Here is a 15,099-nt window from a genome sequence, read left to right as displayed (position 1 = left end):
CGAATTGCTAGAAAACTTCTTTCTCACACGTTGGGTATTTTTGCCAATTTTAAACAAGGTAAAAGTCAACGCGACTGGCTTCAACAAGCCAACGTTATAAGATGTTAAAGTCGAGCATCGCGTTATAACAGTTTAGACAAAGGCCAAGCATATGACGCGTTACGAACAATTGGCGGGCATGATCCGCCAACAAATAGAAGACGATATTTGGCAAGTGGGTGATAGGTTACCCTCATTGCGGGAATCGGTGAAATCGTCGGGTTTGAGCTTGATGACGGTGCTACAAGCCTACCAGTTGCTGGAAAGTCAGGGTTGGATCGTGGCGCGTCCACAATCAGGGTATTATGTTGCCACTCGGCTGAAACCCTTTGCGGCGGCAAAAGGAGGGAAGGGACTCAACTTAAGTGAAAATGTGGAGATCAGTGCCTCCATATTTGATGTCTTGCAGGCATGCAAAGATCCGCAAATTATTCCTTTCGGTTCGGCATTTCCCGATCCTTCTTTATTAGTCGAACCCAAATTGTCAAAAATACTGGCTTCAGTCGCCCGCCGTTTCGTGCCACACAGTTCGCTGGCAAATTTGCCTCCAGGTAATGAAAAGTTACGACGTAATCTATCCCGCCGCTATGCTTCCCACGGTATCCATGTTTCTCCTGAGGAAATTGTTATTACTGCCGGGGCAATGGAATCGTTAAGTTTCAGTTTGCAATCCGTTACTTCACCGGGGGATTGGGTGGTGATTGAATCGCCCGCTTTTTATGGGGCGCTGCAAGCGATAGAGCGGTTACGTTTGAAAGCCATAGCCATTAAGACAGATCCTCATACGGGTATTGTTTTGGAAACTTTAGAAGAAGTTGTGAAGAAATATCCAATAAAAGCTTGCTGGCTGATGTCGCGTTTTCAAAACCCACTGTGCAGCACAATGCCCCCTGAAAATAAACAGCGATTGGTAGAGATTTTGAACCAAAACCAAATCGCCCTGATTGAAGATGATGTATATGGTGAATTGTATTTCGAGCAGGAGCCTCCGGCACCGATAAAAGCATGGGATACCGAAAATAATTTCATGCACTGTTCATCATTTTCAAAATGTCTTGCTCCTGGTTATCGGGTAGGTTGGGTTGCCGCAGGTAAACATGCGAAGAAAATTCAGCAATTACAGATGATGAGCACGGTATCCGCCAGCACGCCAACCCAGTTGGCGATTGCGGACTATTTGGCGCAGGGAGGGTATGACAATCATCTGCGTCGATTGAGGCGGCAGTTGGAACAACGGCAAAATCGGATGTTATGGGCAATCAGTGAATACTTTCCCCAATCTGTGAAAGTAAACAGTGCACGTGGTGGTTATTTTCTCTGGCTGGAGTTTGAACCCCCTTTTAATGCCAACCGACTCTATCAACAGGCATTGGCAAAGAATATCAGTATCGCACCAGGTAGCATGTTTTCCACGAGCGCCCAGTTTGATCATGCCTTTCGCTTGAATACGTCATTTGCCTGGAATGAAACTCAGGCTTTGGCAATGAAAGAGTTGGGGAATATGTGTCATATGCTCTTGTAGCGGCCATACCACAACGCTGGGGAGTGGAAAGATGCCCATGCCTACCTGTCATAAATTAAGTGAGGGCGCGAGCGGCTCGGATCAAACTCTCGCCAAGATAGTCATATGTGGATGATATACCCGGTAAAACCAGATAGTAACCACCGCCGAAAGGTTTAATGTAACGCTCTAAGGGTTCACCATTTAACCGTTTTTGGGTATCAATAAAGCCTTTCTTCAGGTCATTTTGGAATGAAACAAAAATCAGCCCCATATCGAGTTGCCCTGTTGATGTTAACCCAAGAGAGTAACTGTAACTGCGCCGACGTAATTTGGAAACATGTCGTTCGGTTGTTCGAGGTTCCGCTCGACGCATATGGGAGTCAAATAATACCCGATCACCATGTGGATCACGATTAAACTCGGGGTCGTCGTGCTCATGCTGTTTTCCCATCGGCGCACCGCTAGCTTTATGTCGTCCAAAATCATTTTCTTGATCTTCAAGCGGTGTTCTATCCCAAAACTCCAATGCAAATCGGATAAGACGAACGGCTTGATAACTGCCATTTTCTATCCAAGCGGGTTCTTTTTGCGTAATCCAGACGAGGGAGTCCATTAAGTCATCGTCTTTCGCATCGGCATTGCCGGTGCCATCTTTAAATCCAAACAAATTAATGGGCGTTGTTTTGCATTCAATATCACGAGCAGGTAAAAAACCATCTATCTTCCAAAGCGGTGCAACCTTTCCCGATAACTGACGCAAAACGTCACGTAATGCATAAATCACAGTTTCTCGGCTATTGGCGCACAATTGCAGTAAGAGATCACCGCCACACCATGACGCTTCTAAGTGGTCATTTGGGAACTCGGTCATCGCAACAAATTTTTTCGGCTTTAGCGAGGTTAATCCAAAGCGGTTATCAAAGAGCGAATGACCGAGTGAAACCGTTATGGTTAAATCATCCGCCGTTAAATAACGACCAAGGATCCCAGATTCTGCTGGCGGCATACGGTCATTCGTGGTTTTTTCCGCCTGACGGTTTTGCGTTAATCGAGCAATGCATTGCGTTAAGCGCTTAAAAATGTCTTCAACCTCATCAAGGGTGGAAACTGTTAAATTCAGCGACAAAAAAATCGCTTCTTTTTGTTCTGGTGTAATCACGCCTGCCTGATGTTTTCCTAAATAAGGAATGGCGTGTGTGCGGCTGAGGTTGTCACATGTTTTTGTTTCCGGTGTCGCCATTGTTGGTAAACTCAGTGCCCCACTGGATAACAGAACACTGCCTGCTCCCAGCCATTTCAATGTCATACGTTTACTCAGCGAAATCGATTCATTCTCACTGGGGAGCGTGTTTTTTTTGTGTTTCATGGTTCGTTCCGGTATTTATAATACACATCTATCTTCAATGCTGCCCGCAGTCCAGACAACGTTTCCGCTAACTGTGTCAGTTGGGCGTAAAGCGTATGTTTATCCTGAGGAGAGAGTTGCTCATAACGAAAATATTGCTTTTGTGCAGAGCGATAATTTGCCATCACGGAATCAAGCGCATCAAATTGCGTATTGAGCGATGTTACTATTTCAGGGGATAAAAATGGCACCAACCCGTTAACTATCCAGCGAGCACCTTGCAAATTTGCTGCAATATCCGCTAAGTCGCTGCGGCTGTAACGGTTTTCATCACCACCGAGTTTTGTCTCTAAAATAAGCTCGATGCTGTCATCTGCGGATTGCACTAACTTTGCTATCGGAAGCGTTTCCACCGCTACACGTTGTTTTAAATCTTGTACATTATGCAGTAGCGCTTGCGTTGCTGCCAAAGCATCCGATTTATCGTTGGTTGAAAACAGTGCGTATTCAACACGATGAAAACCAATAAATTTTGGATCGCGCTCCTGTTTAAGAAAATAACTGGCATGGGGGTTAATCACACGATCTGCATGACCAAAAACGACAACCACCGCGCGGATCGTCTCATAATCATAATGAGCCTGAATATACGCTTGCTGTGCCGCTTGCCAATTTCCTGCGTTTAATGCACGTTGTAATGTTATCAACTGCGCTTCGATGGCCGCCACTTGTACGCCCATCATTTTCATATAGACCGCAATCATCGGTTGATATTGCGTCGGCGTAGGAATATCCCCTTTGGCAATAACGATTTCATTACCTGTGTTTGGAAGCCCCGCGCGATACTTTTCCGCTTCCGCACCTAAACTCAATAACAGTAATAGCGAAACAGTCATTCTCAACATATTACGCAGCATGACGACGCCCCTGACGACGGAATAACGCAATTACAACGATCCAATAAACGGCAAACGTCAGCACACTTATCCCAATAGGTTGCGCCCGATACCCAAACAGGGTAGCCATAAAATTCCCTATCAACCCTGAGTCATCTAACCAATTGCTGGTATCCCATAATGGATAGATAAGAAAATCATTCAGCTCAATATCGTGTTCTAACAGCACATTGGAAATCTCTTCCACGCCTTTGAGAAGCAATGAACAGGCTAAGAAAAGCAGTATGATACTAGTGATACGGAAAAACCATTTCCACGCAATTTTCTGATAGCTAAGTGAGAACAGATACAATGTCAGTGCGGCTATCACGATGCCTAATACCACTTCCCCCGTAAACGACCACATGGAATCTCGCGTTAGCCCCATCACGACACTGGAGAGAAAAACAACGATTTCACTACCTTCACGGGCAATCGCGATTGCGACGATAACCAATGCGCCCCACCAAGAGTGGTGTTTTGCGCTACGAACCATTTCGTGTTCAATACCCGATTTGAGTGAGGCGCTGTGCTGGCTCATCCAATACACCATTTGTACGATAAGGACACAGGCAAAGAGCGCCATCCCAATCATAAAATAGGTTTGTCCGCTGTCATCGAGCACGTTAAATACGCCGTAAATTAACAGGGCTAAAAAGAGGGATAATGCTCCCCCAAGCGCGACACCGCCCCATAAATAACGGCGTCCTGTCTCAGCATCAGGGTGTTGTTTGATCCACGCATAAATAATGCTGACCACGAGTAGCGCCTCAAAGCTTTCGCGCCATACCACAAAAAGAACTTGTCCCATACCATATCCTGCAACCAAATGATTACTCAGCTATTATCTCACCGGCGGGGTGCGCGAGATGAAAATCATCAAAAAATGTATATTTTCCCGGTTTAAGCGGTGCAATGACCACCACTGAGTTTGCTCCGGGCGCCAAGACTTTTTCTTTACGCAATTGCGTGCTTTCAAATTCAACAGGCTCCGTACCGGTATTGCGAATTTTGATCCGAACGGGCGTTTTCGCAGGCACACTTAATATCGGTGGAGTTAACTCACCGTTATTCATTTCAAGTTCAAGAGTAAATTTTTCAGCGGCAATCGTCATGGGCGCATAAATCAACGACACGACCGAGATGCACAGAGTGAAAATGAACGATTTCAAGATAAACCTCGACGAGAGCGTGACGTCCAATGTCTAATAACAGCGAGCGCTTTATTCTTGCTCGCTGTTTTCAATAACTTAATAACTGCCTTTGCGACCTGTTCCGGCGTAATCGAAGTCCCACGAAACATCAAAGGGTTCAAACCATGCTGCTACACCAGTTTCTTTATCGATATGACGTCCGAATGTAACCTCATCATTCATACTTGGTGGAGAAATACGATATTCCACCCGGTATTTTCCATAACCATTCAGTTTTAAATTTTCACCATAGTGAGGACCATCGCTAGCGACCATTGCCATAAATGTGCCGGATTGTGTTTTTTTCGGCTCATCTAATTTAGTAACCTTATAATCGACTTTCAGGTATGGGATCCAATCCCCTTCGGCAAAACCATTTGGATTCTCTTCGACTGCGTGAATATCCGCTTCCAAATGAATATCGGATTTTTCAGCCGCCAGATGGTGCATTTTATGTTTGCCTTCCATCGACATGGTGATCGGTTGCAAGTAAACCCCTTGAATCTCCATGCCATTTTTGATAACCGGTTTCCCCAGAGGATATTCCAACGCCATAGCCGATGTTGATACCACTCCCAGTAACGTTGCCGCGACACTCATCCCGATACGCATTTTGATACCTCGTTGTTATTGTGCAAATAGTTATTGTGCAAATAGTTATTGATAATAATGATAATCATTATCACATTTACTATTCAAGAAAAATTGTTATTTATCCTAGATTTTTTAATGACATGAGTGAATTTTGTGAGAGTGATATGTTTAATAATTCATTGATTTTATGAGTAATAAGTTCAAGTTCCCGGCGTGAGCCAATATAACCAAAATCTTGCGGAGAATGTAAACCACTCAATCCAGTGATTGACAGAAGAGCGTGCCGCAGAGAGGGTTTTAGGACGGCGCTAAAATAAGTGAATACGTTAGGGAGGGTATTATTTGCGATTTGTTTATTTGCTCGAACGATTCCCGGCTCAGATTACTTGGATATTTTTTTCTCACCTCAATGTTGTACAACTTATTAAGGGAGCGTAAACATGCTCTTAAGAGAATGCGGGTAATCAATCACATTTCAACTATCTCAATATTGTCGTAGGGGAAATTATTTGCCAATGTTCCTGTTAACAAGTTGACACTGGTTATCTTTTAGCATTGTAAACAAAATTTAAAAGTGGTGAGGGAGTGGCATGAAAATGAAATGCTTCGATTATGCGACATTGCCAAGAGTACAATGGTCTGGAGGGGAGGGCGAAACCAGGGATATTGTTTGCTGGCCTGTGTCTGATGATTTCGCCTGGCGAGCCTGTTTTACGACTGTCCATCAAAGTGGAATATTAGGGCAATTCCCTGATATTGAATGCTCAATCGTTTTATTAAAAGGAAAGGGAGTCCGCTTGACCAGTCCGGGCTTTTTGGAGCACGAATTGGTGAAAAAGATGACGCCATTTAACTTTTCGGGTGATATTTTGGCCCATGCGGAATTATTGGATGGTCCTGTTCAGTGTTTCAATATCATGACTCGCCGTTCATGTTGGGCTTCTGAGATTTCAGTTATTTCTGATGAACGTTTACTGCCAACATCACACAGTGGTGTACTTTATGTTTTAAAAGGACGTTGGGAAATGACAGGAGCGAATTGTGTCCAGCTTGCTTTTGGTCAAGGCGCATGGTGGTTACCGGATATACGAGAAGGGGTAATTAAGCCGTTGATTGCGGATAGCCAGCTATTGTGGGTTGATTTGCGTCCGATTGGGTGAATAGGATAATCATTGAAAATTAATATAATTAATGGCCTGCTTTGTAGCAGGCCGTTGAGTTTTATGCAACTAAATCCAATGAATTTAATTTTTAGTTAAAAAAATTTACCTAAAAAATGAAAAATAGCTAAAAGAGTATAATCTTAAACTATAAGCATATAACGATAAAAGTAATATACCAAAGATATTATTATTTCTGTTATTGATAGTTAAATAAATTATCTCTTCTAGTTGTGGATAGCTATCAGGGTAACAGAAATTATGAAAATTCAATTTACACTCTGATAAGGTTATTAATAATGATGAAAAAAATCTTGATAGCTACTCCATTGTTGACTTTTTCTTTTGGGATCATGGCAGCACCTGCTCTATCACAATTGGATTGGTACGATGGCAGTGTATCTTTTTCGCTTGGGCTTGGTTGGCTAAAAGGAGAATCTAACGAGCATCTCTATGGATATTCCAAAGATCCAAAATACAAAAGCAGTCAATTGAATTGGAAAATTGGCGATGTTCTGATTGCCAGAGGCAAAGTTTCCTGGGATCCCCTTGACAGGCTAACTGTGAATGCGGGTGGTTGGGTCAGATTATCGTCACGTGATAGCAAAATGGTTGACTACGATTGGTTGGATGTAAACCAGAATCATTGGACTCATTGGTCATCCAGCTCAAATACTTCCCTAAACGATGCTAATGAGTTTGATTTAAATGCCGCAGGTTGGTTAATTAAACAATCGAATTACAAATTAGGGGCGGTATTAGGTTACCAGGAAACACGTTTCAGTTGGACGGCTTATGGTGGTCATTATATCTATGATAATGGTGCTAATATCGGCGAATTTCCTGCCGGGATGGCCGGAGTTGGCTATAAACAAAAATATAGCCTACCCTATATTGGATTAGCTGGACAGTATCGTTATCAGGATTTTGAATTTAACCTTTTACTAAAATATAGTCCGTGGGTAAAAGCCTGGGGCAACGACGAGCACTATATGCGTCGTTTAACCCTTCCTCAGCGATCTGATAAGGTACGTTACATTGGTGCCAGCATTGATGCTGGTTATTATTTGACTCAAAATACGAAGGTGTATACGGCGTTTATCTGGAATAAATATCGCGAAGGTAAAGGTCAAACGAGGCTTATCGATTATGATGCTGGCAACACCAAAGATTTAGGTGACAATTCTATCGGAATTGAAAACCGAAACTACAGTATCGATCTTGGATTACAGTACCATTTTTAATTTTCTTATAATCGTATCACTGACAGTTACCGCTTTTTCGGTATCTGTCAGTTTAAGCCATACCAATTCCTCACAGTTCAGTAAAATATTGCCTCACAATTTCCCTGCCAATCTCCATAGAAGCTGTGGCTGCCGGTGACGGTGCATTGCAAACATGCAGTGAACGACGACCTTTCACAAAGTGAAAATCATCCACCAATTTGCCATCGGCGGTAAGTGCTTGGGCGCGCACGCCGGCTGGCCCTGGAGTGATATCTTCCGGTTGCAAATCAGGAATAAGCTGCCGGGCATTTTCGGTAAAAAGCTGGCGAGAAAAGGAACGTCGTATTTCTGCCATACCTTCACAGAAATAACGTGTGGCGATTTTCCAAAATCCTTTGTAAGTCAGTACCTCGGCTAAATCCCGTAGATTGAAATCTGTTTTGCTATATCCTTCACGCTTAAATGCCAATACTGCGTTCGGGCCAACATCTCGTTTGCTATTGTGCATTCGCGTAAAATGAACGCCGAGGAAAGGAAAATCAGGGTTAGGTACGGGATAAATCAGGTGATTAACCAGATAATTTTTGCTGTTGTCCAGAACATAATATTCACCGCGGAAAGGAACGATCTTCATACCTGTCTTATAGCCTGCTAACTTGGCAATTCTGTCACTATGCAATCCGGCACAATTCACCAGCCATTTAGCCTGATAGCTGGTTTGCTGAGTTTGTACCTCAACATAATCACTGTATTCATGAATACCTTGGATTTGCTGTTGATAATAAATATTACCACCCCTGGCCTGAATGATTTCCGCCAGTTTAGCCGCTATTTCCGGGTAATTCACGATCCCTGCATCGGGCACTAATATTGCCTCAAGGCCGTTGACATAAGGCTCGCGCTCTTTCAGTTGGGTTTGTGAGAGGAGGCTGACTTCAAGGCCGTTTTTCAATCCTCGCTGGTAGATATTTTCCAGCAGGGGAAGCTCCTTGAGTTGTGTGGCGACAATCACCTTACCGCAGCGGTCGTAATATAATCCATGCTGTTGACAAAATTCATATATTGTACGGTTTCCTTGTTTCGCCAGTTGTGCTTTTAAACTGCCAGGAGTGTAATAAATGCCGGAATGCACAACGTTACTATTGTGACCGCTTTGATGTGCAGCCACGCCATTTTCTTTATCTAATATCAGCAAGCGCAAGTGCGGATGCTGTTCTTGTAAGGCATTAGCGGTGCCAAGCCCAACCAATCCTGCACCAATAACAATCACGTCATACATTTTTAGGGTGTTCCTCATTATTCTTATTTTTTACACGTTCCAATTTATTGCGTAAGAAATGCAGGGTTCCTGCCACGATAATCAATATTATTCCGGCCAGATCTGTGATCATTCCCGGTTTGATTAACAGGATCGCGGCAATAGCGAAGAGAATTCTCTCTAACCAATGGGTTTTGTACATCCAGAAATTAGCACTGGCAACAGAAAGTGAATAGATGCCAATCAGTGCAGTCAGGATCATATAACTAATGGATAGGACGTTTAAGTCATCACCCTGTATCAATAATGCTGGGTTGTACACCAAAATAAAGGGAATGATAAAACCTGGCAAAGCCAGATAGACCGCATTCCATGAAGTCTGTATTGGATCAGCACGGGCAATGCTGGCAGCTGTGTAACTGGCGAGTGCGACCGGTGGGGTAATATTGGAAAGTGCACCAAACCAAAAAACAAAGAAGTGAGCAGCTAATGGTAAAACACCTGCTTTAATTAATATAGGTGACACCGTCACAGCAACAACAATATATAAGGCAGTTGAAGGCAGCCCCATACTGAGGACAATACAAACTACCATAACAACCAGCAGGATCATCCACAGGGTATTGTTGGTCAGGGATACGATATTAAAAGCGAGGGTTGATCCAATGCCTGTCATGGTAACAACACAGATAATAACGCCAATGGCCGCACAGGCGACAGTGACCTGAATAGCTCCACGGGCAGCTTCATTCAGGGCAGCGGCGATTTTCCTGGGAGTCATGCGCACGGAAGTATCTGGTGTGATCCAACTTGCGATAATAATCGCGATAATACCGAGAAAACCGGCATAAATCGGCGTCTTTCCGGTCAATAAAGTGCCAATCACGATAAAGAGTGGCAATAATAGTAGCCCACGGGATTTGAGTACCGCTTTGACTTTGGGAATATTTTCCCTGCTGACGCCTTTCAATCCTTGTTTTTTGGCTTCCAGATCAATGGCAATAATCAGGGCTGCGTAATAGAGCAGTGCCGGAATAATGGCTGCAATCACAATAGTGGTGTAAGAAATGCCCAAAAAACCGGCCATGATAAATGCGGCTGCTCCCATAATCGGCGGCATGATCATGCCTCCTGTTGATGCCGCCGCTTCGACAGCACCGGCAAAACGGGGAGACAGGCCGATGTTTTTCATCAGGGGAATAGTGAAGGTTCCGGTTGTAGCAACGTTGGCAACAGCACTGCCACTCAGTGAACCCGTCAGGGCAGAGGAGATGACCGCAACTTGGGCTGGGCCACCACGACGACGTCCGGCCATTGCCATGGCAAGGTCATTGAATAATGCCGTTGCACCGCTGACACTTAAGAATGCACCAAACAGGATAAAAACAATAATTGCCGTTGATGCCGTGGATAGGGTAATGCCGAAAATTCCTTCACTGGTCATAAATAAGCGGAATAGCAGACGCTCAAGTGAAAATCCGGCATGACCGAAGATACTCATGAAATAGTTGCCGAATAAAGCATAGATGATGGCAAAAAGAGATAACCCCGGTATGAAATAGCCTGTTGTACGCCTTGCTGCCTCAAAGAGTACAGCGATGCCAATGACGGACATCACATAATCTGTGGTATTGGGAATGCTGTTACGTACAACATGCAAGTCAGTGTAAGTAAAATAAAAATACCCATAACTCACCAATGTAAGCAGAATAAATAGGTAATCCCAATAATTAAATTTGGCTGTTGAATAACGTTTGGAAATCGGAAACAGAATAAAGCCTAACACCAGAATGCCAGTGAGAAATGTTGCATTACGATAAAATTCCTGCGTATTGGATAACGCATTGGAATAGATAGCATAAAGGGAAATAGCGATGGCAAGTATCATCGTGAGCTTCGAATAGAAACCGCTTAATTGACGGCTGCCTGATCCTGCTTCTTTATCCAGCTCTATTGTGGATGGTATTACATTATCAGTATTCATGGTGACTCCATAACATGATGGGAAAATTAAGTTGAGCTTTATGATTTCCGGTCAAAAATCATTGGGGTTTGTCTGTCGATTTAAGTTCTGGAGGCATAAGATAGTCAGGAATATCCAGGCCAATTTCGCGATAATATCGATATGCCCCAAGATGTAATGGTACGGAAACACCCTTCAATGCGTTTTCAGGCAGAATGTATTTTGCGGAGCTATGGATCTGGTGGACTTCCTTTTGATTTTCAAACATCACTTTTGTTAATTGATAGATGGTTTTTTCATCTATTTTGCGGGTTGTCATCAGAATATTGGGTTGTGCGATCGTTTGGATAGGCTGTTTTTGGCGTGGATAAGTTTCTGGTTTTATGATAAAGCGAAACCATGAGTTGGCAATAGCGTTAATCTTTTTCAATTGTTCACCTGTCACATTTAGAATGCGAGCAGGAACACCACTGGCATACATATCTGTGACTGCTGAAGCGGGTACACCCGCAGGTAAGGCGCCACCATCAAGACGACCGTCCCGCATAGCTGAAACGGTATCACCATAACCAAGATATTCTGGGTGAATCTCTTGTTTGCTGAGGTTGACACCTTGCAGAATAATCAGGGTAGATTGTTCGGTTCCACTCGCTTGTGGTCCAACAGAAAAACGTGTTCCGGCAATATCGTTTAGCGTGCCATCTTTGACTTTATCGTCGACTAGAACAAAATGTTCAACATTTGGCCAAAGAACGGAGATAGAACGCAAATCCCGATAAGGGCGGTTTTTGAAATTTCGGACACCTTGATAGGCTTCGACGGCGAGCAAACTCTGTAAAATAGCCAGTTGGGCTTCATTTTTTTGGAGCAGATCAATATTTTCAATCGAACCGGCTGAAGATTGTCCCGTCACCTGAATATTTTCTTGTTTCAGATGGTTACTCCAGACATTGGCCAGACCGACTCCCATTGGATAATAAGTTCCGCCTGTGGAAGCCGTAGCAACGGAGAGAAAACGTTTATGGGCATTTTCTATTTTTCCTGTCATGGCCATGATGACCAGAGCAATGGCAACAGTAGCTGTCAATAGGCGCTTTACTTTTAAGGAAGCCATATTTTTTATAGTCATAATGTGATTACCAGATGATGTTGTGTAATAAATGTTAAATGTTTGCATTCACTTGTATACAACATTACTTACCTGGTTCGGAGTTTTATGTTGAAAATTTGTGATAGGTGTTTTGTGTGTCTTAAAAAAACAAACGAAAAATATGAAGTTACTGATAGATTTTAAGTGGGGGAAGCGCACTGCATAATCTTGCAGAGGATAAAAAAATCAGATTTTATAAATAAATCTCATAATAACTTTCAGGAGGGTTTAATTCAGTCAAAATCTCTATCGTTTTATGATGATTCAATACTGATGATTTGTAATAAGGCTAATTTAATCGCTTCCTTAAACTCATCCCTATTACTTGAGGAGAGAGAATAATGACTACTACACAGAATGGTATTAATTACTATAATATTCAGACCCGTTATGCAGGTATTTCAGTAATAGATACTGGCGGGAGTGGGTTACCTGTTCTTTTCATTCATGGTAATTCAAGTTGTAAAGAAATATTTCGTCATCAAATTAATCAGTTAAAAGGGAAGTATCGGGTTTTGGCGTTAGATTTGCCAGGGCATGGTTCATCATCAAATGCCAGTGAATCACGTCAGGCATATTCAATGCCTGGTTATGCACATACGGTCATTGAGGTACTAGAAAAAATAGGCATTAACAGAGTGGTAGTATTTGGTTGGTCATTAGGAGGTCATATTGGGTTGGAAATGTTGGCGTTGTTCCCTAAGATGATTGGCTTAATGATTTGCGGTGCTCCACCGGTATCAGTCGGTGCAGATAACGTGGCTCTTGGTTTTCGTCCTGGTTTGGGGCTTGCCGGCAAGGCGGAATTTACTGAGGAAGATATCAAAAATTTTGTCTCTGATACCTATGGTGTTAATGCGCCTCATGAGCCTTTTATTATTGAAGCAGTGATAAGAACAGATGGATTGGCACGGCAGTATATGTTTGAGGCTTTTCTTTCCCCTCAAGCAACAGATCAAAAATTATTGGCTGAAACCAGTCAAACACCGTTAGCGATTGTTAATGGAGCAGATGATCCCTATATTAATTTTGATTATATTAATGGTCTCAATTACCGAAATCTTTGGAAAAGGAAAATAGTTAATTTAGCTGGCCTTGGTCACGCACCGTTCTGGGAAGCACCGGAATTGTTTAATCCTATTTTGGTCGAATTTCTTAAAAATCTCCAATGAAATCAGATGTAATAACCAATTGATTATGATAAATAATAGTGGGAGTCTTTTATTACATGTTTATTTAATAAAACACTTAAAAGCGCTCCCACCATTATATTTTAAGGTGTTATACCTTCACTGTTTTCTCTATTCTAACTTCAGTTTTTACTGTCATAGTAAAATTCAGGCTAGAATATGATTAAATAAAGATAAGAATATCTTTTTTGTACAGTGTTATACTAAGTTATAGTTACAAGCAGAATTGCTTAGCGATTGAAAGGCCGGTACCACCATCAGGGATTAAATTACATGCAGCTTCGCATGTTGCCCGTAAATCAGCATTAAGTGTCTTACATAAGAACGCATTTGCGTTAGTTGTGATGATTGTTCCTACGAGTAATGAAAGCATACAAGCAGCTAATTTTCTTTTCATGATCTATACCTCATAGAGTTAGGGATTAACATCAATAAAAGCATAACGATAAATTATGTAGAAATGGAGTTGACGTTAGAATTAGTATTAACGTCAACATGCTCATTTTTACAAGTGTTCTGTGCTTTTTGCTATTGATTTTTTTATTGCATTGATATTTTGTTTACGATTTTTTAACAATTTGTTTTTTTATTCTTTTATAGAAAAAATGTTCGTAAAAGAGATAAAAAAGTATTTTGAATGAATTTATTTTTTCAATAACGTTAATGGAATGTTTTATTTCATGTGTGATAATTGATGGTGTTATTTTTTATTTTGATTAAATGATTTTTGAAGGAATAACAATCCACTTGGTATATACCCAATGAATTTCAAGTTGCGTCGCAGCCAACAAAGAGGCAACTTAAAAGACGAAGAATATGCAAGTGGATATGTACGATCTTTGTTTTCTAGATGAGTATTTGCAATTGATTAAATAGCTCTCCACTCGCCTTAGCTAGAAAAATGCTGATAAATGTTTTTTTAATCGTTGAATGTCTTGAGAAATTTGTGGGTTTTTTATCACATCATAACAAGCAAATGTTGGTATTGGAGACATACCTAAAAACTGGTTTGCCTTGTGGAAAGGGTAGTAAACACTGTCAATACCTTTTCCTTCAAAAAATTGATTGGGATCTTCAAATGATTCCAGTGGCGCATTCCAGGTTACCGAAAACATATAAGCCTTGCCTTGTATCAGGCCACCTGAACCGTATTTTTTGGCAGGGTCATGACGGGTTCGCCCATCATTCTTAAACAAGGCACCGCGGCCAGCCTGGAAAACCTCATCGACATATTTCTTTAAAATCCACGGTGCTTCCATCCACCAACCCGGCATTTGGTAAATAATACGATCCGCCCAAAGAAATTTATTAATCTCTGCGGTGATGTCATAACCTTTATCTACATGCGTTACCTGAACTTTATGACCTATCTCTGTCAGGTGATCTTTGATAACTTCGGTTAAGGCATTATTTAGCCCTCCTTTCGATTCGTCAAAAATTTTTGCTGAATTGATAACTAAAATATGGCCCATAATAACCCTCTGTTTTATTCCATTGATAAACTGAGGATTATCTTAGGACTGGTTTTGATTGAATGTATGC

At 42.0% G+C, this 15,099-nt stretch carries 14 protein-coding genes and 1 pseudogene; 4 read left to right on the top strand and 11 right to left on the bottom strand.

From position 1 onward, the window contains the following. Window positions 1-151: 151 nt before the first annotated feature. Window positions 152-1,561 (top strand): PLP-dependent aminotransferase family protein, encoded by a 1,410-nt coding sequence (locus tag Xets_RS11335; RefSeq protein WP_099133742.1) that lies wholly within the window; start codon window positions 152-154, stop codon window positions 1,559-1,561. 55 nt (window positions 1,562-1,616) lie between these two features. Here Xets_RS11335 and efeB read toward each other — a convergent pair whose 3' ends face one another. The 6 genes and pseudogenes from efeB to Xets_RS24665 form a co-directional block, all read right to left on the bottom strand. Next, window positions 1,617-2,909 (bottom strand): iron uptake transporter deferrochelatase/peroxidase subunit, encoded by a 1,293-nt coding sequence (efeB, locus tag Xets_RS11330; protein WP_099133741.1) that lies wholly within the window; start codon window positions 2,907-2,909, stop codon window positions 1,617-1,619. After that, window positions 2,906-3,805: an EfeM/EfeO family lipoprotein gene (locus Xets_RS11325; RefSeq protein ID WP_099133740.1), complete on the bottom strand. Its 900-nt coding sequence runs from the start codon at window positions 3,803-3,805 to the stop codon at window positions 2,906-2,908. Before Xets_RS11325 ends, efeB begins: the two co-directional genes overlap by 4 nt. Continuing rightward, a complete protein-coding gene (locus Xets_RS11320) occupies window positions 3,795-4,634 on the bottom strand; it encodes an FTR1 family protein (RefSeq protein WP_187651680.1) in 840 nt (279 codons plus the stop codon). The genes Xets_RS11325 and Xets_RS11320 overlap by 11 nt, the downstream gene beginning before the upstream one ends. 22 nt (window positions 4,635-4,656) lie before the next feature. Next, entirely contained in the window at window positions 4,657-4,983 is a 327-nt protein-coding gene (locus tag Xets_RS11315; protein WP_274540010.1) for a cupredoxin domain-containing protein, read from the bottom strand. Window positions 4,984-5,073: 90 nt separating this feature from the next. Next, the gene (locus tag Xets_RS11310; protein WP_099133737.1) at window positions 5,074-5,628 is read right to left on the bottom strand and encodes an iron transporter; all 555 of its coding nucleotides are present in this window, start codon (window positions 5,626-5,628) and stop codon (window positions 5,074-5,076) included. Between the two features lie 124 nt (window positions 5,629-5,752). Beyond that, window positions 5,753-5,909 (bottom strand): annotated as a pseudogene (locus Xets_RS24665) (IS630 family transposase); the annotation flags it as partial. A gap of 291 nt (window positions 5,910-6,200) precedes the next feature. On the opposite strand from Xets_RS24665, the gene Xets_RS11305 reads away from it, so the two are divergent. Then, the gene (locus tag Xets_RS11305) at window positions 6,201-6,770 is read left to right on the top strand and encodes a HutD family protein (RefSeq protein ID WP_099133736.1); all 570 of its coding nucleotides are present in this window, start codon (window positions 6,201-6,203) and stop codon (window positions 6,768-6,770) included. Window positions 6,771-7,072: 302 nt separating this feature from the next. Further along, entirely contained in the window at window positions 7,073-8,014 is a 942-nt protein-coding gene (locus Xets_RS11300) for an omptin family outer membrane protease (protein ID WP_099133751.1), read from the top strand. 70 nt (window positions 8,015-8,084) lie between these two features. Here Xets_RS11300 and lhgO read toward each other — a convergent pair whose 3' ends face one another. Genes lhgO through Xets_RS11285 form a run of 3 tightly spaced genes read right to left on the bottom strand, consistent with a single transcriptional unit; the run spans window position 8,085 to window position 12,331 of the window. After that, window positions 8,085-9,275 (bottom strand): L-2-hydroxyglutarate oxidase, encoded by a 1,191-nt coding sequence (gene lhgO, locus Xets_RS11295; protein ID WP_187651679.1) that lies wholly within the window; start codon window positions 9,273-9,275, stop codon window positions 8,085-8,087. Further along, the gene (locus tag Xets_RS11290; protein WP_187651678.1) at window positions 9,268-11,238 is read right to left on the bottom strand and encodes a TRAP transporter permease; all 1,971 of its coding nucleotides are present in this window, start codon (window positions 11,236-11,238) and stop codon (window positions 9,268-9,270) included. Before Xets_RS11290 ends, lhgO begins: the two co-directional genes overlap by 8 nt. A 58-nt stretch (window positions 11,239-11,296) precedes the next feature. Further along, on the bottom strand, window positions 11,297-12,331 hold the full coding sequence (locus Xets_RS11285; protein WP_099132321.1) for a TAXI family TRAP transporter solute-binding subunit: 1,035 nt from the start codon (window positions 12,329-12,331) through the stop codon (window positions 11,297-11,299). Window positions 12,332-12,708: 377 nt separating this feature from the next. On the opposite strand from Xets_RS11285, the gene Xets_RS11280 reads away from it, so the two are divergent. Then, window positions 12,709-13,539 carry an alpha/beta fold hydrolase gene (locus tag Xets_RS11280; protein ID WP_099132310.1) on the top strand — a complete coding sequence of 277 codons (831 nt, stop codon included), beginning with the start codon at window positions 12,709-12,711 and terminating at the stop codon, window positions 13,537-13,539. A gap of 232 nt (window positions 13,540-13,771) precedes the next feature. On the opposite strand, the gene Xets_RS11275 is transcribed toward Xets_RS11280, so the two are convergent. Further along, window positions 13,772-13,954 carry a hypothetical protein gene (locus Xets_RS11275; RefSeq protein WP_143707520.1) on the bottom strand — a complete coding sequence of 61 codons (183 nt, stop codon included), beginning with the start codon at window positions 13,952-13,954 and terminating at the stop codon, window positions 13,772-13,774. 496 nt (window positions 13,955-14,450) lie between these two features. Then, complete coding sequence (locus Xets_RS11270; protein WP_099132309.1) at window positions 14,451-15,029, bottom strand: NAD(P)H-dependent oxidoreductase; 579 nt, start codon at window positions 15,027-15,029, stop codon at window positions 14,451-14,453. Window positions 15,030-15,099 lie beyond the last annotated feature (70 nt).

The organism is Xenorhabdus sp. TS4, assembly GCF_014467265.1.
Taxonomy (GTDB): Bacteria; Pseudomonadota; Gammaproteobacteria; order Enterobacterales; family Enterobacteriaceae; genus Xenorhabdus; species Xenorhabdus ehlersii.
This window is presented reverse-complemented; position numbering and strand designations above follow the sequence as displayed.

What these genes read in the sequence shown, in the direction of transcription:
- Xets_RS11335 (WP_099133742.1), top strand. Translation starts at nt 152, where the DNA reads ATGACGCGTTACGAACAATTGGCGGGCATGATCCGCCAACAAATAGAA.
- Xets_RS11280 (WP_099132310.1), top strand. Translation starts at nt 12,709, where the DNA reads ATGACTACTACACAGAATGGTATTAATTACTATAATATTCAGACCCGT.
- Xets_RS11285 (WP_099132321.1), bottom strand. Translation starts at nt 12,331, where the DNA reads ATGGCTTCCTTAAAAGTAAAGCGCCTATTGACAGCTACTGTTGCCATT.
- Xets_RS11290 (WP_187651678.1), bottom strand. Translation starts at nt 11,238, where the DNA reads ATGAATACTGATAATGTAATACCATCCACAATAGAGCTGGATAAAGAA.
- Xets_RS11310 (WP_099133737.1), bottom strand. Translation starts at nt 5,628, where the DNA reads ATGCGTATCGGGATGAGTGTCGCGGCAACGTTACTGGGAGTGGTATCA.
- Xets_RS11320 (WP_187651680.1), bottom strand. Translation starts at nt 4,634, where the DNA reads ATGGGACAAGTTCTTTTTGTGGTATGGCGCGAAAGCTTTGAGGCGCTA.
- Xets_RS11300 (WP_099133751.1), top strand. Translation starts at nt 7,073, where the DNA reads ATGAAAAAAATCTTGATAGCTACTCCATTGTTGACTTTTTCTTTTGGG.
- Xets_RS11305 (WP_099133736.1), top strand. Translation starts at nt 6,201, where the DNA reads ATGAAAATGAAATGCTTCGATTATGCGACATTGCCAAGAGTACAATGG.
- Xets_RS11275 (WP_143707520.1), bottom strand. Translation starts at nt 13,954, where the DNA reads ATGAAAAGAAAATTAGCTGCTTGTATGCTTTCATTACTCGTAGGAACA.
- Xets_RS11270 (WP_099132309.1), bottom strand. Translation starts at nt 15,029, where the DNA reads ATGGGCCATATTTTAGTTATCAATTCAGCAAAAATTTTTGACGAATCG.
- efeB (WP_099133741.1), bottom strand. Translation starts at nt 2,909, where the DNA reads ATGAAACACAAAAAAAACACGCTCCCCAGTGAGAATGAATCGATTTCG.
- Xets_RS11325 (WP_099133740.1), bottom strand. Translation starts at nt 3,805, where the DNA reads ATGCTGCGTAATATGTTGAGAATGACTGTTTCGCTATTACTGTTATTG.
- lhgO (WP_187651679.1), bottom strand. Translation starts at nt 9,275, where the DNA reads ATGTATGACGTGATTGTTATTGGTGCAGGATTGGTTGGGCTTGGCACC.